Consider the following 17,701-nt stretch of genomic DNA (forward strand, 5'->3'; position numbering starts at 1 on the left):
TTCAAAAAATGAAATAAGAAAACATTGCTATGTTATTTGCGGCTTTTTATAATTTGTTACCTTTCTCTGGACGCCTTGTCATTGATCCTCAAGAAAGATTCCGGGACCGTGTGGTCTCTTTTTTTGTTGTACGGACTCCTTAATAAAATGAAGCTTTTGAAGACAGTACCCGCTGCACTGATGCTGGCGGGTGGCGTGTTTGTGGCAATGAACGCGAGCGCCGATGATACCGTTTTTACTGTCATGGACGATCCCACCACCGCGAAAAAACCGTTTGAAGGTAACCTGAACGCCGGGTACCTGGCACAATCCGGTAACACGAAAAGCTCCTCTCTGACAGCGGACAGTACGCTCACCTGGTACGGTAACACCACCGCATGGTCTCTGTGGGGAAATGCCAGCAACACTTCCGCTAATGATGAACGCTCTTCCGAGAAATATGCGGTAGGCGGACGTAGCCGCTACAACATGACTGACTATGACTACCTGTTTGGTCAGGCAAGCTGGTTGACTGACCGTTACAACGGTTATCGTCAGCGTGATGTATTCACCGCGGGTTATGGTCGTCAGTTCCTGAATGGCCCGGTACATAGCTTCCGTTTTGAATTCGGTCCTGGTGTACGTTATGACGAGTACACCGATGGCGATACCAAAACTCAACCGCTCGGTTACGCTTCCGGTACCTATGCCTGGCAGATGACCGACAACACCAAATTTACCCAGGGTGTTTCAGTATTTGGTGCCGACGATACGACGCTGAACTCCGAGACAGCACTGAACGTGGCTATCAACGAACACTTTGGTCTGAAAGTGGCTTACAACGTGACCTGGAACTCTTCACCGCCAGAAACTGCACCGGATCATACCGATCGCAGAACCACAGTTTCACTGGGTTATAGAATGTAATAATGGCGGGCCGATGAAGATGTCGGCCCGTTTTACATCTAAGGCCTGTTGACGTACTTTCTGATGACGACTATTCGCCTCTAGCCCCAAATCATTGCCGCCCAACGCAGTAACAGCATAGCGCCGCAGATGGCTATCAGCACCAGCACCATTTTCCAGTGTTTTACGGCAAATCGTTTTGTTGGCATAACCTAATCCTTGTTCCTTGATACGCATAGTCTATCAAACAGGGCAGAAAAATGCCCCATCGCAGGGCGCGATTAGGTTATACCCGCTTAGGTGAGGCTCAGAACCAGTGGAATCGTTCGGCGAGAATTAACAATAAACCTGTGGCTGAAAGGATGTTCAATATCACAACCGTTCTACTGGATACGTTCATGGTATGCACCTTTGGGTTTAATGACCTGTTCAAGAGTAGCCCAGCATCTCTGGAATGCGAGCACCAGGGGTATGCAACCTGCAAATTCATGCGAAAGTGCCAGCACATCAATCTGCCAGCAGAGGGTGCAATCTCCCTTTTGTTAGTGTTAACATTGCAAGGCTTGCCGTAAATCGGACGTTATCTGATTTTTCTGCGGGTGAATGATGACGAACCAATTTGACGATTGTTGGTCAGATGGTGTCGTAATCTATTGTCAAATCACGATTATTTTCTTTGTATATGCTCTTATGTGTGGGGCATCACTGCAAATAAGGATATAAAATGCCTGTAATTACTCTTCCTGATGGCAGCCAACGCCATTACGACCATGCTGTTAGCCCAATGGATGTTGCTCTGGACATCGGCCCTGGACTCGCGAAAGCGACCATCGCTGGCCGTGTTAACGGTGAGCTGGTTGATGCTTCCGATCTGATCGAAAATGATGCAACGCTTGCCATCATTACAGCGAAAGACGAAGACGGTCTGGAGATCATTCGCCACTCCTGCGCACACCTGTTAGGTCATGCCATCAAACAGCTGTGGCCAAATACTAAAATGGCGATCGGTCCGGTTATCGACAACGGTTTTTACTACGACGTTGACCTTGATCACACCCTGACTCAGGAAGATATCGACGCGCTCGAAAAACGTATGCACGAGCTCGCCGAAACGAACTATGACGTCATCAAGAAGAAAGTCAGCTGGCACGAAGCGCGTGAAACCTTCGTGAAGCGTGGCGAGAACTATAAAGTCTCTATTCTTGATGAAAACATCTCCCATGATGACAAGCCAGGCTTGTACCATCACGAAGAATACGTCGACATGTGTCGTGGACCGCACGTGCCGAATATGCGCTTCTGTCATCACTTCAAACTGATGAAAATCGCAGGCGCCTACTGGCGTGGCGACAGCAACAACAAGATGTTGCAGCGTATCTATGGGACCGCATGGGCCGATAAAAAAGCGCTGAATGCTTATCTGCAGCGTCTGGAAGAAGCCGCGAAGCGTGACCACCGTAAAATTGGTAAGCAACTTGACCTGTACCACATGCAGGAAGAAGCGCCGGGTATGGTGTTCTGGCACAACGACGGCTGGACCATTTTCCGTGAACTGGAAACCTTCGTTCGTTCCAAGCTGAAAGAATACCAGTACCAGGAAGTAAAAGGCCCGTTCATGATGGACCGTGTGCTGTGGGAAAAAACCGGCCACTGGGACAACTACAAAGATGCGATGTTCACTACCTCTTCCGAGAACCGTGAATACTGCATTAAGCCAATGAACTGCCCGGGGCACGTTCAGATCTTCAACCAGGGTCTGAAGTCCTACCGCGACCTGCCGCTGCGTATGGCAGAGTTCGGTAGCTGCCACCGTAACGAGCCATCAGGTGCGCTGCATGGTCTGATGCGTGTTCGTGGTTTTACTCAGGATGATGCGCATATCTTCTGTACGGAAGATCAGGTACGTGACGAAGTTAACGCCTGTATTCGTATGGTCTACGATATGTACAGCACCTTTGGCTTCGAGAAGATCGTGGTCAAACTCTCAACGCGTCCGGAAAAACGTATCGGCAGCGATGAGACCTGGGATCGCGCAGAAGCGGATCTCGCCGTGGCGCTGGAAGAGAACGGCATTCCGTTCGAATACCAGTTGGGCGAGGGCGCATTCTACGGTCCGAAAATTGAATTTACCCTGTATGACTGCCTCGATCGCGCATGGCAGTGCGGTACTGTACAGCTGGACTTCTCCCTGCCGCAGCGTTTAAGCGCCTCTTATGTTGGCGAAGACAACGAGCGTCAGGTACCGGTAATGATTCACCGTGCAATTCTCGGTTCTCTGGAGCGCTTCATCGGCATCCTGACTGAAGAGTTCGCCGGCTTCTTCCCAACCTGGCTTGCGCCAGTGCAGGTCGTGGTGATGAACATTACCGATTCTCAGGCGGATTACGTTAAAGAATTGACGCAGAAACTACAAAATGCGGGCATTCGCGTAAAAGCAGACTTGAGAAATGAGAAGATTGGCTTTAAAATCCGCGAGCACACTTTACGTCGTGTCCCGTATATGTTGGTCTGTGGTGATAAAGAGGTGGAAGCAGGCAAAGTTGCCGTTCGCACCCGCCGTGGTAAAGACCTGGGCAGCCTGGACGTAAGTGAAGTGATTGAGAAGCTGCAACAAGAGATTCGCAGCCGCAGTCTTCAACAACTGGAGGAATAAGGTATTAAAGGCGGAAAACGAGTTCAAACGGCACGTCCGAATCGTATCAATGGCGAGATTCGCGCCCAGGAAGTTCGCTTAACAGGTCTGGAAGGCGAGCAGCTGGGGATTGTGAGTCTGAGAGAAGCAATCGAAAAGGCTGAAGAAGCTGGAGTAGATTTAGTTGAAATCAGCCCTAACGCCGAACCGCCAGTTTGTCGTATCATGGACTACGGCAAGTTCCTTTATGAAAAGAGTAAGTCTTCTAAGGAACAGAAGAAAAAGCAAAAAGTTATCCAGGTTAAGGAAATCAAATTCCGTCCTGGTACCGACGATGGCGATTATCAGGTAAAACTCCGCAGCCTGATTCGCTTTCTGGAAGATGGCGATAAGGCCAAGATCACGCTGCGTTTCCGCGGTCGTGAGATGGCCCACCAACAGATTGGTATGGAAGTGCTTAACCGCGTCCGTGACGATCTGAGTGAACTGGCAGTAGTCGAATCCTTCCCTACGAAGATCGAAGGCCGCCAGATGATCATGGTGCTCGCTCCTAAGAAGAAACAGTAAGGCCTTCAAGCAGCAAAATCTGTGGAGCCTTCGGGTTTCATAGGTTTTGTTCGCCTATGTTTCGTTTATTTAACAATGCGAAGTGGAAGTTATTAAGATGCCAAAAATTAAGACCGTACGCGGTGCTGCTAAGCGCTTCAAAAAAACCGGTAAAGGTGGTTTTAAGCACAAGCACGCTAACCTGCGTCACATTCTGACTAAGAAAGCTACCAAGCGTAAACGTCACCTGCGTCCAAAAGCCATGGTTTCTAAAGGCGATCTGGGCCTGGTAATCGCGTGCCTGCCGTACGCATAAGTCGTTAACGTTTAACTTTTTTAACTTAGAATAGATACAGGAGAGCACACATGGCTCGCGTAAAACGTGGTGTAATTGCACGTGCACGTCACAAGAAAATTTTGAAACAAGCTAAAGGCTACTACGGTGCGCGTTCACGCGTATACCGCGTTGCCTTCCAGGCTGTTATCAAAGCAGGTCAGTACGCTTACCGTGACCGTCGTCAGCGTAAGCGTCAGTTCCGTCAACTGTGGATTGCGCGTATCAACGCAGCAGCACGTCAGAACGGTATTTCTTACAGCAAATTCATCAACGGCCTGAAAAAAGCCTCTGTTGAAATCGACCGTAAGATCCTGGCTGACATCGCAGTATTCGACAAAGTAGCGTTCACCGCTCTGGTCGAAAAAGCGAAAGCAGCACTGGCATAAGCCAGTTGAGAGAGGGGGCTTAGCTCCCTCTTTTCATTTAACACCATCAGAAGATTGACTTTTACCGGTGCAACCTTTTCAATAAGGTCTTAACGGTATTTACCACACAAGGTAACGCAAGCATGAATGCTGCTATTTTCCGCTTCTTCTTTTACTTTAGCACCTGAATTCAGGAGGCTAGCGCGTGAAAGATGAAACGAAAAACAGCGCCAGATAAGCCTCCCGATGGAGGCTTTTTTTGTGCCTGAATTTGAGAGAATAACTCCACCAAATCGGTGTCTGCACCGACATAATGAGGAAAATCATGTCACATCTCGCAGAGCTGGTTGCCAGTGCAACAGCCGCCATTAATCAGGCCTCAGATGTTGCCGCGTTAGACAATGTCCGCGTCGAATATCTTGGTAAGAAAGGGCACCTGACCCTTCAAATGACAACCCTGCGTGAACTGCCGCCAGAAGAACGCCCGGCAGCGGGGGCGGTAATTAACGAAGCCAAAGAGCAGGTACAGCAGGCGCTGAATGCACGCAAAGCTGAGCTGGAAAGTGCAGTGCTGAATGCGCGTCTGGCTGCAGAGACTATCGACGTTTCTCTGCCGGGTCGCCGCATCGAAAACGGCGGTCTGCACCCGGTTACCCGCACCATCGATCGCATTGAAAGTTTCTTCGGTGAGCTCGGCTTTACCGTGGCGACTGGCCCGGAAATTGAAGATGATTATCACAACTTCGATGCCCTGAACATTCCTGGCCATCATCCGGCACGCGCTGACCACGACACTTTCTGGTTCGACGCCACGCGTCTGCTGCGCACCCAAACTTCCGGCGTTCAGATCCGTACCATGAAGGATCAGGAACCGCCAATCCGTATTATCGCGCCGGGCCGTGTATATCGTAACGATTACGATCAGACCCATACGCCAATGTTCCACCAGATGGAAGGCCTGATTGTTGATAAAAACATCAGCTTCACCAACCTGAAAGGCACGCTGCACGATTTCCTGAATAACTTCTTTGAAGAAGATCTGCAGGTTCGTTTCCGTCCGTCCTACTTCCCGTTCACTGAACCGTCTGCGGAAGTTGACGTGATGGGTAAAAACGGCAAATGGCTGGAAGTGCTGGGTTGCGGCATGGTGCATCCAAACGTACTGCGCAACGTAGGCATCGATCCGGAAGTTTACTCCGGCTTTGCGTTCGGTATGGGCATGGAGCGTCTGACCATGCTGCGTTACGGCGTGACCGATCTGCGTGCATTCTTCGAAAACGATCTGCGTTTCCTCAAACAGTTTAAATAAGGGCAGGACAGAACAATGAAATTCAGTGAACTGTGGTTACGCGAATGGGTGAACACCACGCTGGACAGCGAAGCGCTTTCTAACCAGATCACCATGGCTGGCCTGGAAGTTGACGGCGTTGAGCCGGTTTCAGGTGCCTTTAATGGCGTGGTCGTAGGTGAAGTAGTTGAATGCGGCCAGCATCCTAATGCAGACAAACTGCGCGTAACAAAAGTGAACGTGGGCGGCGAGCGCCTGCTGGATATCGTCTGCGGTGCGCCAAACTGCCGTCAGGGGCTGAAAGTTGCTGTGGCAACTGTTGGTGCGGTATTGCCGGGCGATTTCAAAATTAAAGCGGCTAAGCTGCGCGGTGAGCCGTCTGAAGGCATGCTGTGCTCGTTCTCCGAACTGGGTATTTCCGACGATCACAATGGCATCATTGAGCTGCCGCTGGATGCGCCAATTGGCACCGATATCCGTGAATACCTGAAGCTTGATGACAACACCATTGAAATCAGCGTCACGCCAAACCGTGCTGATTGCTTAGGTATCATCGGCGTAGCGCGCGATGTTGCGGTGCTGAACCAGGTTGAGCTGAACGTACCAGACATCACGCCAGTAGCTGCAACCATTACCGACACTCTGCCAATTCAGGTTGAAGCCGCCGATGCGTGCCCGCGTTACCTGGGGCGTGTTGTGAAAGGCATTAACGTTAAAGCGCCAACCCCTCTGTGGATGAAAGAGAAACTGCGTCGCTGTGGTATTCGCTCCATTGATGCGGTTGTTGACGTCACTAACTACGTTCTGCTGGAGCTTGGCCAGCCAATGCACGCGTTCGATAAAGATCGTATCGAAGGCGGAATTGTTGTACGTATGGCGAAAGAGGGTGAAACCCTGGTTCTGCTGGACGGCAGCGAAGCAAAACTGAACGCTGATACCCTGGTGATTGCAGATCATGGCAAAGCGCTGGCGATGGGCGGTATCTTCGGGGGCGAGCACTCAGGCGTGAACGACGAGACGCAAAACGTCCTGCTGGAATGCGCCTTCTTCAGCCCGCTCTCCATCACCGGTCGCGCACGCCGTCACGGCCTGCATACCGATGCCTCCCACCGCTACGAGCGCGGCGTTGACCCGGCGCTGCAGTACAAAGCGATGGAACGCGCGACCCGCCTGCTGATCGATATCTGCGGCGGCGAAGCTGGCCCGGTTATTGATGTGACAAACGAAGCCACTCTGCCAAAACGCGCAACCATCACTCTGCGTCGCAGCAAGCTGGATCGTTTGATTGGGCACCACGTTGCCGATGCGCAGGTCACCGACATTCTGAAGCGCCTGGGCTGTGAAGTCACCGAAGGTCAGGACGAATGGAAGGCCGTTGCGCCATCATGGCGTTTCGACATGGAGATCGAAGAAGACCTGGTGGAAGAAGTGGCTCGCGTATACGGCTACAACAACATCCCTGATGAGCCTGTACAGGCGGGTCTGGTGATGGGCACCCACCGTGAAGCTGACCTGTCTCTGAAGCGTGTGAAAACCATGCTCAATGATAAAGGTTACCAGGAAGTGATCACCTACAGCTTTGTTGATCCGAAGCTGCAGCAGTTGATCCATCCGGGCCAGGAAGCGCTGATCCTGCCAAGCCCAATCTCCAGCGAAATGTCCGCGATGCGTCTGTCTCTGTGGACGGGGCTGCTGGGTACGATTGTTTACAACCAGAATCGCCAGCAAAACCGTGTGCGAATTTTCGAAAGCGGTTTGCGCTTTGTACCGGATAATCAGGCAAATTTAGGCATCCGTCAGGATCTTATGCTGGCTGGTGCCATCAGCGGTAACCGCTATGAAGAGCATTGGGATCTGGCGAAAGGGACGGTTGATTTCTACGATATGAAGGGCGATCTGGAAGCAATTCTCGATCTGACCGGTAAATTATCTGAAATTGAATTCCGTGCAGAAGCCATTCCGGCACTGCATCCGGGGCAAAGTGCAGCCATTTATTTAGACGGCAAACGTGTTGGTTTCATTGGTGTTGTTCACCCTGAGCTGGAGCGTAAACTGGATCTGAATGGCCGTACCATCGTGTTCGAGCTGGAGTGGAACCCGGTTGCAGACCGCGTCATTCCTCAGGCGCAGGACGTGTCACGCTTCCCGGCGAACCGCCGTGATATCGCGGTTGTGGTCGCGGAAAATGTGCCCGCAGCAGATATTTTGGCCGAATGTAAGAAAGTTGGCGTAAATCAGGTAGTTGGCGTAAACTTATTTGACGTGTACCGCGGCAAGGGCGTAGCAGAAGGTTTCAAGAGCCTTGCTATCAGCCTTATCCTTCAGGATACCAGCCGTACACTCGAAGAAGAGGAGATTGCCGCTACCGTCGCCAAATGTGTAGAGGCATTAAAAGAGCGATTCCAGGCATCATTGAGGGATTGAACCTATGGCGCTTACAAAAGCTGAAATGTCAGAATATCTGTTTGATAAGCTTGGGCTTAGCAAACGGGATGCCAAAGAGCTGGTAGAGCTGTTTTTCGAAGAGATCCGTCGTGCTCTGGAAAATGGTGAACAGGTAAAACTCTCCGGTTTTGGCAATTTTGATTTGCGAGACAAAAACCAACGTCCGGGCCGCAACCCGAAGACGGGGGAAGATATTCCCATTACAGCTCGCCGCGTGGTGACCTTCAGACCCGGCCAGAAGTTAAAAAGCCGTGTCGAAAACGCAACGCCCAAAGCAGAGTAATATGAACTAACTAAAAAGGCCGCTCACGCGGCCTTTTTTCTTTGCGCTCTTTGGCAAACCCGCCGTAAAATCAATTACATCTTACGTCAATAAAACTGTACACATGCTTGATTACGCCTATCGCCAGCACCGTTCCGATCAACGTCGCCTGTTTTTGCTGGTGCTGCTTCTTGTTGTCGCCGCCGGCATAAGCCTGTGTGCGGGCGACAGATGGATAGGGCCTGAAAGCTGGATGAGCCCTGACGGGCAGATCTTCATCTGGCAAATACGTCTGCCGCGCACCGTGGCGGTGATCCTGGTGGGGGCTGCACTGGCGCTCTGCGGCACCATTATGCAGGCATTGTTCGACAACCCGCTGGCGGAACCCGGGCTGCTCGGCGTATCGAACGGCGCAGGCGTGGGGCTGATAGCGGCCGTCATGCTTGGCGGGGGAGCACTTTCCGGGTGGAGTATCAGCCTGAGCGCCATTACTGGCGCATTGCTGATAACGCTCATTCTCCTGCGTTTCGCCAGACGGCACTTGTCGACCAGCCGTCTGCTGCTTGCCGGGGTAGCGCTGGGTATCATCTGTAGCGCGCTGATGACCTGGGCGGTCTACTTCTCGACCTCTTTTGACCTGCGTCAGCTGATGTACTGGATGATGGGCGGTTTTGGGGGCGTGGACTGGCACCAGGGCTGGCTGATGGTTCTTCTGATCCCGGTCATATTGTGGGCGACCATGCAGGCACAACCACTCAACATGCTCGCGCTGGGTGAAACATCCGCTCGCCAGCTCGGGATGCCACTGGTGTTCTGGCGTAATGTGCTGGTTATTGCCATTGGCTGGCTGGTGGGGGTCAGCGTGGCGCTGGCGGGGGCGATTGGTTTTATCGGGTTGGTTATTCCGCATATGCTTCGCCTGTGTGGCCTCACCGACCATCGAACCTTACTTCCGGCCTCGGCAGTCGCCGGGGCGGTAACACTGCTGGTGGCCGATATCATCGCCCGGCTTGCCCTGACAGCCGCGGAACTGCCCATTGGTGTAGTGACCGCCACGCTGGGCGCGCCGGTATTTATCTGGCTACTATTAAAAGCCGGACGTTAAATCACGATCCGTAAGACAACCAGAGGGAATGCTATGCAGTCAGATATCCTGAACACCAAAGTGACCACCATTGATGGCGATAACACCACGCTGGAAGGCTACAAAGGCAATGTATTGCTGATCGTCAACGTGGCATCCAAATGTGGCCTGACGCCACAGTACGAGCAGCTGGAGAACATTCAGAAAGCGTGGGAGAAAGACGGTTTCACCGTGCTGGGTTTCCCCTGCAACCAGTTCCTGGGCCAGGAGCCGGGAAGCGAAGAAGAGATCAAAACGTTTTGTAGTACGACCTACGGTGTGACGTTCCCGCTGTTCAGCAAAATTGATGTTAACGGCGAAGATCGCCATCCACTGTATGCGAAGCTGATTGCTGCCGCGCCGACAGCCGTTGCGCCAGAAGGCAGCGGCTTTTATGAACGTATGGCGAGCAAAGGTCGGGCACCGCTCTACCCGGATGATATTCTGTGGAACTTTGAAAAATTCCTGATTGGTCGTGATGGCCAGGTGGTTCAGCGTTTTTCGCCGGATATGACGCCTGAAGATCCGATTGTCATGGAATCTATCAAGCTGGCGCTGGCGAAATAATGTCGTTGCTGATGCAGCTCACGGACGTTGCCGAGAAGGGACGTCTGGAGCCGATAACCGGTACCCTCAATGCGGGAGAGATCCTGCATCTTGTTGGGCCCAACGGCGCAGGGAAGAGCACGTTGTTGGCCCGTATGGCGGGGCTAACCTCCGGGCAAGGGCAGATATCGCTGCTGGAGCATACTCTAACCGACTGGTCGCCGGTCTCGCTGGCGCACCGGCGCAGTTACCTTGTGCAGCAACAAATGCCCCCTTTTGCGATGCCTGTCTGGCATTATCTGATGCTGCATTTGCACGACAAACAACATACGGCACTGCTGACTGAAGTGGCTGCGGCCCTGGGGCTAGAAGATAAACTGTCCCGGCACGCCAGCCAGCTTTCCGGCGGAGAATGGCAGCGGGTGCGCCTGGCGGCGGTCATTGTTCAGATTCACCCGGCAGGTAACCCTCACGGGCGGATGCTGCTTCTGGATGAGCCGATGAGCGGTCTGGATGTGGCGCAGCAGGCGGCGCTGGATTCGCTGTTAAGTAGTCTGAGCCGAAAGGGTATCGCCGTGGTAATGAGCAGTCATGACCTCAACCATACCTTGCGGCATGCCCACCGGGTGTGGTTGCTGTCACGTGGAAAGATGATCGCCAGCGGGACGCGGGATCAGGTTCTTACGCCGCCAAATCTTGCCCTTGCGTACAATATGTCTTTCCGCAGGCTGGATATAGAGGGACATAAGATGCTGATTTCTACCGGGCAGGAGTAACCGTTTCTTGCCTGTTAGCACAATTGCACGCTAAATTACGAAAAGAACAAAAAAAGCAGAGGATTCGTCTGAAAATGCGATTCTGGTTTCTCCTGATGGCAGCGTTATTTCTCGCGGGATGCAGTAGCCATCGTGCGCCGCCGCCTAACCCGCGGCTTTCAGATTCTATCACCGTCATTGCCAGCCTCAACGATCAGCTGAGCAACTGGCGCGGTACGCCTTATCGCTATGGCGGCATGAGCCGTGGCGGTGTAGATTGTTCTGGTTTTGTCCTGATGACGTTCCGCGACAAGTTTGACTTACAGCTTCCGCGCGAAACGCGCAAGCAGGCAGAAATAGGGACTGAAATTGATAAAGATGAGCTTCTGCCTGGAGACCTGGTGTTTTTCAAAACCGGGTCGGGTGAAAGCGGTCTTCACGTTGGAATTTATGATACAGACAATCAGTTTATTCACGCCTCGACCAGCCGCGGAGTGATGCGATCTTCTCTCGATAATGTGTACTGGCGTAAAAACTTCTGGCAAGCACGACGTATTTAGTCTGCCCCGGATGTGTCTTTATGACGGCATGGTAGCGAATAAATCATGCCGTTTTTTCGCAAATAAGATGATTAAAGTTAAATTTACCTAAAATTAGCTAAGCCCGCATGTGTCTGTTTTATCTAAAACTGGCTATTATTCAGTAACCAGGATAAGATTATTTTAGATTCAGGGATAAATCTGAAAATTAATACGGAACTAATGAAATTAATCTTATTAAAATCAAGACAGTGGAATTGTGTCGGCAATTGCTCCAGGATGTCCTCTCTCATCTTTAATGCGGGGCGAGTGCAATGATAATTACGCTAGATAATGCTTACCAGTCTGAACTATTGTTCATGCCTGCCCGTAATAGTGCAGGTGAGCTTAAAGGTTTAGAGGTTCTGGTTAACTTTACTGGCGTCGGCACTGATGTAAGGATCCCCACTGACCTCGTTATCCCTCGTCTTACAGCGACAGAAGAGTTAGCGTTGTTTAACGAGAAACTGCAATTGCTTGATACCTGCAAACTGTTTTTTATTCAGCATCAGTTAATTGCATGGATCAATATTACACCTGTTATTGTTGAGTTTTTATTAAGCAATGGAAACGCTGTTTCAATCCTTGAGCGTTATCCGTTTATTGAGTTTACTGTTAATGAGAACTATCCAGGTTTAAATAACGGAAAAGACGATCTCCAGTTGGCAAGAATGGCGATTCATTTCCCGTTGGTTCTGGCAAACTTTGGTGCAGGCGCAGCATCCCTCAAAGCCGTCTATGATGGATTATTTAAACGGGTGATCATCGACAAAGGGTTCATTCAGCAGCGTGCATCGGAGCTCTCTTTTGAACCTTTTATGCGTGCAATTCTCTGGCAGATAACACCCCATTGCCAGTCTGTCATCGTAGCCGGAATCGACGATCACAACCTGTTGCAACGTGTCTTGTCCTTTAACGTCGGTGCGATGCAGGGAGCGCTCTGGCCAGCGGTCAGTGCAGAGCACGTCACCACGCTGGTTCAGCGATAACCCTTTCTTTCACCCGTGTTTAAGTGCGGGTAAACCCTCTACACTAAAAGCAGGAGGACTTATGACCCTGTCTTTTACTGCTCACTGGCATGACGAGTTGCCTGGTTTTTACACAGCACTCAAACCAACACCCTTACAAAATTCGCGTCTTATCTGGCACAACGATCGGCTGGCAGAGGAACTGGCGATTCCACCTGCCATGTTTCAGCCTTCAGACGGCGCTGGCGTCTGGGGGGGCGAAAAGCTCCTCGCAGGCATGCAACCCCTGGCTCAGGTCTATAGTGGACACCAGTTTGGCGTCTGGGCGGGGCAACTGGGCGACGGCAGGGGGATCCTGCTTGGTGAACAACAGCTTCCCAACGGGGAGACGGTTGACTGGCACCTGAAAGGCGCAGGCCTTACCCCTTACTCGCGGATGGGGGATGGGCGTGCGGTATTACGTTCAACGATTCGTGAATGCCTGGCATCTGAAGCGATGCATGCGCTGGGGATCCCGACCACCCGTGCGCTGTCGATTGTCACCAGCGACACGCCGGTTGCGCGCGAAACGATGGAAAAAGGGGCGATGCTGATGCGCATTGCGCAAAGTCATTTGCGCTTTGGCCATTTTGAGCACTTTTACTATCGCCGCGAGACGGAAAAGGTGCGTCAGCTTGCAGACTACGCTATCGCTCATCACTGGCCACATTTGCAGGATGAGGATGATAAATACGTTCTCTGGTTCCGGGATGTGATTGCCCGTACTGCATCAATGATCGCGCGCTGGCAAACGGTAGGATTTGCCCACGGCGTCATGAATACGGACAACATGTCGCTCCTGGGGTTGACCTTTGATTACGGTCCGTTTGGGTTCCTTGATGATTATCAGCCGGGATATATCTGTAATCACTCCGATTATCAGGGCCGTTACAGCTTTGACAATCAGCCTGCGGTTGGATTGTGGAACCTGCAACGTCTTGCGCAAACGCTGTCACCGTTTATCGACGTTGATGCCCTGAATGACGCGCTCGATAGCTATCAGGATATTTTGCTGCGTGAATACGGTATGTTGATGCGCAACAAGCTGGGGCTGATGACCCAGGAAAGGGGAGATAACGAGATCCTCAATGACCTGTTTGCCCTGATGGCGCGTGAAGGCAGCGATTACACCCGCACTTTCCGGATGCTGGGCCAGACGGAGCAGCACAGTGCCGCCTCACCGTTGCGGGACGAGTTTATCGACAGGCAGGCGTTTGACGACTGGTTTGCCCGGTACCGCACGCGGTTGCAGCAAGAGCAGGTTGACGATACCACCCGGCACGCGCAGATGAACGCGGCGAACCCGGCGATGGTGTTACGCAACTGGCTGGCCCAACGGGCGATTGAGCAGGCAGAGCAGGGTGAGTATGACGAGTTACACCGTCTGCATGTGGCGTTACGCACGCCGTTTGCCGACAGGGATGACGATTACGTCAGCCGCCCGCCTGACTGGGGCAAGCGGCTGGAGGTAAGCTGCTCAAGTTAGTCATTTTGCCGGGTGATGCGACGCTCACCCGGCTTACCCGTCACTGTGCGACCCACCCACCATCCATGTTCCATGCGACGCCCCGGACATTTACGGCGCTGTCGCTGCACAAAAATAGCGCCAGTTCGCCCAACTGTTCCGGGGTGACAAACTCACCTGAAGGCTGTTTCTCCGCCAGAAGCTGGTCTCGTGCCTGGTCTGGTGCGACGCCATCGGCAATGCGTTTGTCGATTTGCTGTTGTACCAGGGGAGTCAGTACCCAGCCCGGGCAGATCGTGTTGGCGGTAATCCCCGTGCGGGCGGTTTCGAGCGCCAGGGATTTCGTAAAGCCCACCACGCCATGCTTGGCGGCGACATAGGCTGACTTTTCTTTTGACGCGACTAGCCCATGAACGGAGGCAATGTTAATGATACGGCCCCAGTTTTTCTCACGCATGGCAGGCAGTGCCAGCCGGCTGGTGTGAAACACGGAAGAGAGATTCAGCGCGATAATGTCGTTCCATTTCTCTACCGGAAATACCTCAACCGGGGCCACATGCTGTATTCCGGCATTGTTAATCAGAATATCCACACTACCAAACTGCGATTCGGCGTAGCGCATCATGGCTTCAATTTGCAGTATGTCACGCAGGTCTGCATCGTGATAGCCCGGCTTTTGGCCGAGTTGCGCAATCTCTTCTCTTGCTGATTCGCTGTCGCCGAAACCGTTGAGGATCAGTTGCGCCCCGGCCTTCGCCAGCACGCGGGCGATCCCAAGTCCAATACCGCTTGTCGAACCGGTCACCAGAGCGGTTTTACCCTTCAGATTCATTTTTCTCTCCTTAAACAATGCCGGTCAGATAGAACACGGCAATGACAAAAAGCACTGCCAGACTTTTTATGAGGGTGATGGCGAAAATACCGCCATAGGCCTGACGATGACTCAGGCCGGTGATTGCCAGCAAGGTAATCACCGCGCCATTGTGGGGAAGCGTGTCCATACCACCGCTTGCCATCGAGGCCACGCGGTGCAGTACTTCCAGAGGAATATTGGCGGCGTGCGCAGCGGCAATAAAGCTGTCAGACATTGCCGCGAGTGCAATGCTCATCCCCCCGGAGGCGGAACCGGTGATCCCGGCGAGGACGGTCACGCTGATCGCTTCGTTTAACAGCGGGTTTGGGATCGCGGCCAGCCCTTTTGACAGCACCAGAAAACCAGGCAGTGCAGCAATAACGGCCCCGAAACCATATTCAGAGGCCGTATTCATCGCTGCCAGAATGGCGCCGCTGACCGCCGTCCGGCTGCCTTCAGCCAGACGCCCGCGGATATTGCGAAAACCAAAAATCAGCACCAGCATGATGCCGGAGATCAGCGCCGCCTCCACGGCCCAGATGGCGGTGATTTTACTCACCTCGGTCACAATCGGTTTCGCCAGACCTGGCAGGGTGAGCTCATGGCTCGTACCGTACCAGCCAGGGATCCAGCGGGTAAACAGCAGGTTGAGGATACCCACCAGCAGCAAAGGGGAGATAGCAATCAGCGGATGTGGCAGATTTATGTTGTCCGGCGTTTCTGGTTCATTTTTGAGGTCCGAGCCGTAACCTTCATTGTTATTGAGTGCTTTACGGCGCTGACGCTCCAGCCAGAGCAGGCCAAAACAGATAATAAACAGGGAACCGATCACCCCAAGCCACGGCGCGGCCCAGGCGTTAGTACCAAAGAAGCTGGTGGGGAGAATGTTCTGGATTTGAGGCGTGCCGGGCAGGGCGTCCATGGTAAACGAAAATGCCCCCAGCGCCACGGTGGCCGGGATCAGTCGTTTGGGGATGCCGCTCTGGCGGAACAGTTCGGCGGCAAACGGATAGACCGCAAACGCCACCACGAACAGCGAAACGCCGCCATAGGTTAACAGCGCACAGACCAGAACAATGACCGGTATCGCGTGGCGACGACCGAGGATCCGAATGGCGGAGGCGACGATCGATCGTGAGAAACCGGAAAGCTCAATCAGCTTGCCAAAAACGGCACCCAGCAGAAACACCGGGAAGTAGAGCTTGACGAAGCCCACCATTTTTTCCATAAACAGACCGGTAAACGTCGGGCCTACGGCACCCGGGTCGGTCAGCAACACTGCACCCAGTGCCGCAATCGGCGCAAACAAAATAACGCTATATCCGCGATAGGCCGCCAGCATCAGCAATGCCAGTGCCGCCAGGGCAATTAACACACTCATTACGACTCCTCACTATCATTGTTATATTCGGGTACCAACGAGATGTTTAACGCTCGACGGTCAGAGCGATACCTTGTCCGCCGCCTACGCACAGGGTGACGAGCCCTTTTTTAACCTCCCGACGCTGCATTTCGTACAGCAGCGTGACGAGAATGCGGCAGCCGGAAGCACCAATCGGATGACCCAGCGCAATCGCGCCACCGTTGACGTTCACCCTGGACTCATCCCAGCCGAGCAGCTTGCCCACCGCCAGCGCTTGCGCCGCAAAGGCTTCATTGGCTTCAATGAGATCCACGTCATCGAGCGTCCAGCCAGCCCGCGCCAGAGCCGTCTGACAGGCACTGACCGGACCAATTCCCATCACGGATGGGTCGACGCCCGTCACGGCGTAACTCGCGATGCGGCCCAGGATCGGCAAACCGCTTTCCCGCGCTTTTTCCTCGCTCATCAACAGCACCGCGGCGGCACCATCATTGAGCTTTGAGGCATTACCCGCCGTGACCGTGCCTTCCTCGTGTAAAAACGCGGGGCGTAGTTGCGCGAGCTGTTCTGCGGTGGTTCCCGGCCGGGGCTGTTCATCACGGCTGATGATCAGGGGCGGCTTTTTACCCTGTTTCACCGTCACTGGCACTATCTCGGCGTCGAATCGACCGGATTCAGCCGCGGATGCAGCTTTTTGCTGCGACCGGGCGGCAAAAGCGTCCTGCTGCTCACGAGAAATGCCGTACTGCCGGGCGATGTTTTCTGCGGTGATCCCCATGTGGTAATCGTTGAACGCATCCCATAGCCCGTCGGTAATCATGCTGTCCTGCAGGCCCGTATGACCAAAACGCAACCCTGAGCGCGCACCGTCCAGCAGATAAGGCGCGTTGCTCATGCTCTCCTGACCGCCCGCGATAACCACGTCGGCATCGCCACAGCGGATCGCCTGCGCGGCCAGTTGCACCGCTTTTAAGCCCGCACCACACACCAGATTGACCGTTGTCGCGGGCGTTTTGACAGGTAACCCGGCGCGGATTGCCGTCTGGCGCGCGGGGTTTTGTCCACAACCTGCCGTCAGCACTTGACCGAAGAGCAACTCGTCTATTTGATCTGCATGCAAACCGCTGGTCGCCAGCAGGTGTTGTACCGCTACTGCACCCAGTTCAACCGCAGAAAGGGAGGCGAGCGAGCCGCGAAAACCACCCACAGGGGTTCGCGCTGCCCCGACAATCATGACGTTTTTCATGTTGA

The 17,701-nt window shown here is 53.2% G+C and carries 20 protein-coding genes and 1 other annotated feature; of the genes, 15 read left to right on the top strand and 5 right to left on the bottom strand.

The features are described 5' to 3' along the window. The first annotated feature begins 147 nt into the window (after positions 1 to 147). Positions 148 to 906, top strand: coding sequence for a YdiY family protein (locus AAHF05_RS09180; RefSeq protein ID WP_028017222.1), 759 nt, complete (start codon positions 148 to 150; stop codon positions 904 to 906). An 80-nt stretch (positions 907 to 986) separates the two neighbouring features. Here the strand turns inward: AAHF05_RS09180 and yniD are convergent, their stop codons facing one another. Then, positions 987 to 1,094 (bottom strand): small membrane protein YniD, encoded by a 108-nt coding sequence (gene yniD / locus AAHF05_RS09185; protein ID WP_008500658.1) that lies wholly within the window; start codon positions 1,092 to 1,094, stop codon positions 987 to 989. A gap of 98 nt (positions 1,095 to 1,192) precedes the next feature. Then, positions 1,193 to 1,393: a stress response membrane protein YncL gene (yncL, locus tag AAHF05_RS09190; RefSeq protein ID WP_317615653.1), complete on the bottom strand. Its 201-nt coding sequence runs from the start codon at positions 1,391 to 1,393 to the stop codon at positions 1,193 to 1,195. 216 nt (positions 1,394 to 1,609) lie between these two features. Here yncL and thrS point away from each other — a divergent pair, with 216 nt between their 5' ends. The 14 genes from thrS to selO all read left to right on the top strand — a co-directional run bounded on the left by thrS (position 1,610) and on the right by selO (position 14,255). Further along, complete coding sequence (gene thrS / locus AAHF05_RS09195) at positions 1,610 to 3,538, top strand: threonine--tRNA ligase (RefSeq protein ID WP_129324517.1); 1,929 nt, start codon at positions 1,610 to 1,612, stop codon at positions 3,536 to 3,538. Between the two features lie 3 nt (positions 3,539 to 3,541). Beyond that, positions 3,542 to 4,084, top strand: a complete 543-nt coding sequence (infC, locus tag AAHF05_RS09200) for a translation initiation factor IF-3 (protein ID WP_023616141.1) — start codon at positions 3,542 to 3,544, stop codon at positions 4,082 to 4,084. Positions 4,085 to 4,181: 97 nt separating this feature from the next. Next, a complete protein-coding gene (gene rpmI / locus AAHF05_RS09205) occupies positions 4,182 to 4,379 on the top strand; it encodes a 50S ribosomal protein L35 (RefSeq protein WP_001124225.1) in 198 nt (65 codons plus the stop codon). A gap of 50 nt (positions 4,380 to 4,429) precedes the next feature. Continuing rightward, on the top strand, positions 4,430 to 4,786 hold the full coding sequence (gene rplT / locus AAHF05_RS09210) for a 50S ribosomal protein L20 (protein WP_000124850.1): 357 nt from the start codon (positions 4,430 to 4,432) through the stop codon (positions 4,784 to 4,786). 117 nt (positions 4,787 to 4,903) lie between these two features. Continuing rightward, positions 4,904 to 5,028: a sequence feature (Phe leader region), on the top strand. Continuing rightward, the gene (gene pheM, locus AAHF05_RS09215; RefSeq protein WP_001386830.1) at positions 4,909 to 4,953 is read left to right on the top strand and encodes a pheST operon leader peptide PheM; all 45 of its coding nucleotides are present in this window, start codon (positions 4,909 to 4,911) and stop codon (positions 4,951 to 4,953) included. (Overlaps the previous feature by 45 nt.) 62 nt (positions 5,029 to 5,090) lie before the next feature. Beyond that, a complete protein-coding gene (gene pheS, locus AAHF05_RS09220; protein WP_010426091.1) occupies positions 5,091 to 6,074 on the top strand; it encodes a phenylalanine--tRNA ligase subunit alpha in 984 nt (327 codons plus the stop codon). Positions 6,075 to 6,089: 15 nt separating this feature from the next. Then, positions 6,090 to 8,477: a phenylalanine--tRNA ligase subunit beta gene (gene pheT / locus AAHF05_RS09225; RefSeq protein WP_129324518.1), complete on the top strand. Its 2,388-nt coding sequence runs from the start codon at positions 6,090 to 6,092 to the stop codon at positions 8,475 to 8,477. Between the two features lie 4 nt (positions 8,478 to 8,481). Next, positions 8,482 to 8,781: an integration host factor subunit alpha gene (gene ihfA / locus AAHF05_RS09230; protein WP_003857805.1), complete on the top strand. Its 300-nt coding sequence runs from the start codon at positions 8,482 to 8,484 to the stop codon at positions 8,779 to 8,781. Positions 8,782 to 8,884: 103 nt separating this feature from the next. Further along, on the top strand, positions 8,885 to 9,865 hold the full coding sequence (btuC, locus tag AAHF05_RS09235; protein WP_028017226.1) for a vitamin B12 ABC transporter permease BtuC: 981 nt from the start codon (positions 8,885 to 8,887) through the stop codon (positions 9,863 to 9,865). 33 nt (positions 9,866 to 9,898) lie between these two features. Beyond that, the gene (locus AAHF05_RS09240; protein ID WP_028017227.1) at positions 9,899 to 10,450 is read left to right on the top strand and encodes a glutathione peroxidase; all 552 of its coding nucleotides are present in this window, start codon (positions 9,899 to 9,901) and stop codon (positions 10,448 to 10,450) included. After that, entirely contained in the window at positions 10,450 to 11,205 is a 756-nt protein-coding gene (gene btuD, locus AAHF05_RS09245) for a vitamin B12 ABC transporter ATP-binding protein BtuD (RefSeq protein ID WP_108090153.1), read from the top strand. Before AAHF05_RS09240 ends, btuD begins: the two co-directional genes overlap by 1 nt. 74 nt (positions 11,206 to 11,279) lie before the next feature. Continuing rightward, complete coding sequence (locus AAHF05_RS09250) at positions 11,280 to 11,744, top strand: NlpC/P60 family protein (protein ID WP_028017229.1); 465 nt, start codon at positions 11,280 to 11,282, stop codon at positions 11,742 to 11,744. A 293-nt stretch (positions 11,745 to 12,037) separates the two neighbouring features. Then, positions 12,038 to 12,751: an EAL domain-containing protein gene (locus tag AAHF05_RS09255; RefSeq protein WP_028017230.1), complete on the top strand. Its 714-nt coding sequence runs from the start codon at positions 12,038 to 12,040 to the stop codon at positions 12,749 to 12,751. 61 nt (positions 12,752 to 12,812) lie between these two features. Next, positions 12,813 to 14,255 carry a protein adenylyltransferase SelO gene (gene selO / locus AAHF05_RS09260; protein WP_028017231.1) on the top strand — a complete coding sequence of 481 codons (1,443 nt, stop codon included), beginning with the start codon at positions 12,813 to 12,815 and terminating at the stop codon, positions 14,253 to 14,255. A gap of 40 nt (positions 14,256 to 14,295) precedes the next feature. Here selO and AAHF05_RS09265 read toward each other — a convergent pair whose 3' ends face one another. The 3 genes from AAHF05_RS09265 to AAHF05_RS09275 are packed head-to-tail and all read right to left on the bottom strand — an operon-like array spanning position 14,296 to position 17,696. Beyond that, entirely contained in the window at positions 14,296 to 15,066 is a 771-nt protein-coding gene (locus AAHF05_RS09265) for a 3-hydroxybutyrate dehydrogenase (protein ID WP_129324519.1), read from the bottom strand. A gap of 10 nt (positions 15,067 to 15,076) precedes the next feature. Continuing rightward, positions 15,077 to 16,468 (bottom strand): GntP family permease, encoded by a 1,392-nt coding sequence (locus tag AAHF05_RS09270; protein ID WP_129324520.1) that lies wholly within the window; start codon positions 16,466 to 16,468, stop codon positions 15,077 to 15,079. A 46-nt stretch (positions 16,469 to 16,514) separates the two neighbouring features. After that, positions 16,515 to 17,696: an acetyl-CoA C-acetyltransferase gene (locus tag AAHF05_RS09275; protein WP_129324521.1), complete on the bottom strand. Its 1,182-nt coding sequence runs from the start codon at positions 17,694 to 17,696 to the stop codon at positions 16,515 to 16,517. Between the last annotated feature and the right edge of the window lie 5 nt (positions 17,697 to 17,701).

It is taken from the genome of Enterobacter adelaidei, from assembly GCF_041937165.1.
Lineage (GTDB): Bacteria > Pseudomonadota > Gammaproteobacteria > Enterobacterales > Enterobacteriaceae > Enterobacter > Enterobacter adelaidei.

What these genes read in the sequence shown, in the direction of transcription:
- AAHF05_RS09180 (WP_028017222.1), top strand. Translation starts at nt 148, where the DNA reads ATGAAGCTTTTGAAGACAGTACCCGCTGCACTGATGCTGGCGGGTGGC.
- yniD (WP_008500658.1), bottom strand. Translation starts at nt 1,094, where the DNA reads ATGCCAACAAAACGATTTGCCGTAAAACACTGGAAAATGGTGCTGGTG.
- yncL (WP_317615653.1), bottom strand. Translation starts at nt 1,393, where the DNA reads ATGTGCTGGCACTTTCGCATGAATTTGCAGGTTGCATACCCCTGGTGC.
- thrS (WP_129324517.1), top strand. Translation starts at nt 1,610, where the DNA reads ATGCCTGTAATTACTCTTCCTGATGGCAGCCAACGCCATTACGACCAT.
- rpmI (WP_001124225.1), top strand. Translation starts at nt 4,182, where the DNA reads ATGCCAAAAATTAAGACCGTACGCGGTGCTGCTAAGCGCTTCAAAAAA.
- rplT (WP_000124850.1), top strand. Translation starts at nt 4,430, where the DNA reads ATGGCTCGCGTAAAACGTGGTGTAATTGCACGTGCACGTCACAAGAAA.
- pheS (WP_010426091.1), top strand. Translation starts at nt 5,091, where the DNA reads ATGTCACATCTCGCAGAGCTGGTTGCCAGTGCAACAGCCGCCATTAAT.
- pheT (WP_129324518.1), top strand. Translation starts at nt 6,090, where the DNA reads ATGAAATTCAGTGAACTGTGGTTACGCGAATGGGTGAACACCACGCTG.
- ihfA (WP_003857805.1), top strand. Translation starts at nt 8,482, where the DNA reads ATGGCGCTTACAAAAGCTGAAATGTCAGAATATCTGTTTGATAAGCTT.
- btuC (WP_028017226.1), top strand. Translation starts at nt 8,885, where the DNA reads ATGCTTGATTACGCCTATCGCCAGCACCGTTCCGATCAACGTCGCCTG.
- AAHF05_RS09240 (WP_028017227.1), top strand. Translation starts at nt 9,899, where the DNA reads ATGCAGTCAGATATCCTGAACACCAAAGTGACCACCATTGATGGCGAT.
- btuD (WP_108090153.1), top strand. Translation starts at nt 10,450, where the DNA reads ATGTCGTTGCTGATGCAGCTCACGGACGTTGCCGAGAAGGGACGTCTG.
- AAHF05_RS09250 (WP_028017229.1), top strand. Translation starts at nt 11,280, where the DNA reads ATGCGATTCTGGTTTCTCCTGATGGCAGCGTTATTTCTCGCGGGATGC.
- AAHF05_RS09255 (WP_028017230.1), top strand. Translation starts at nt 12,038, where the DNA reads ATGATAATTACGCTAGATAATGCTTACCAGTCTGAACTATTGTTCATG.
- selO (WP_028017231.1), top strand. Translation starts at nt 12,813, where the DNA reads ATGACCCTGTCTTTTACTGCTCACTGGCATGACGAGTTGCCTGGTTTT.
- AAHF05_RS09265 (WP_129324519.1), bottom strand. Translation starts at nt 15,066, where the DNA reads ATGAATCTGAAGGGTAAAACCGCTCTGGTGACCGGTTCGACAAGCGGT.
- AAHF05_RS09270 (WP_129324520.1), bottom strand. Translation starts at nt 16,468, where the DNA reads ATGAGTGTGTTAATTGCCCTGGCGGCACTGGCATTGCTGATGCTGGCG.
- AAHF05_RS09275 (WP_129324521.1), bottom strand. Translation starts at nt 17,696, where the DNA reads ATGAAAAACGTCATGATTGTCGGGGCAGCGCGAACCCCTGTGGGTGGT.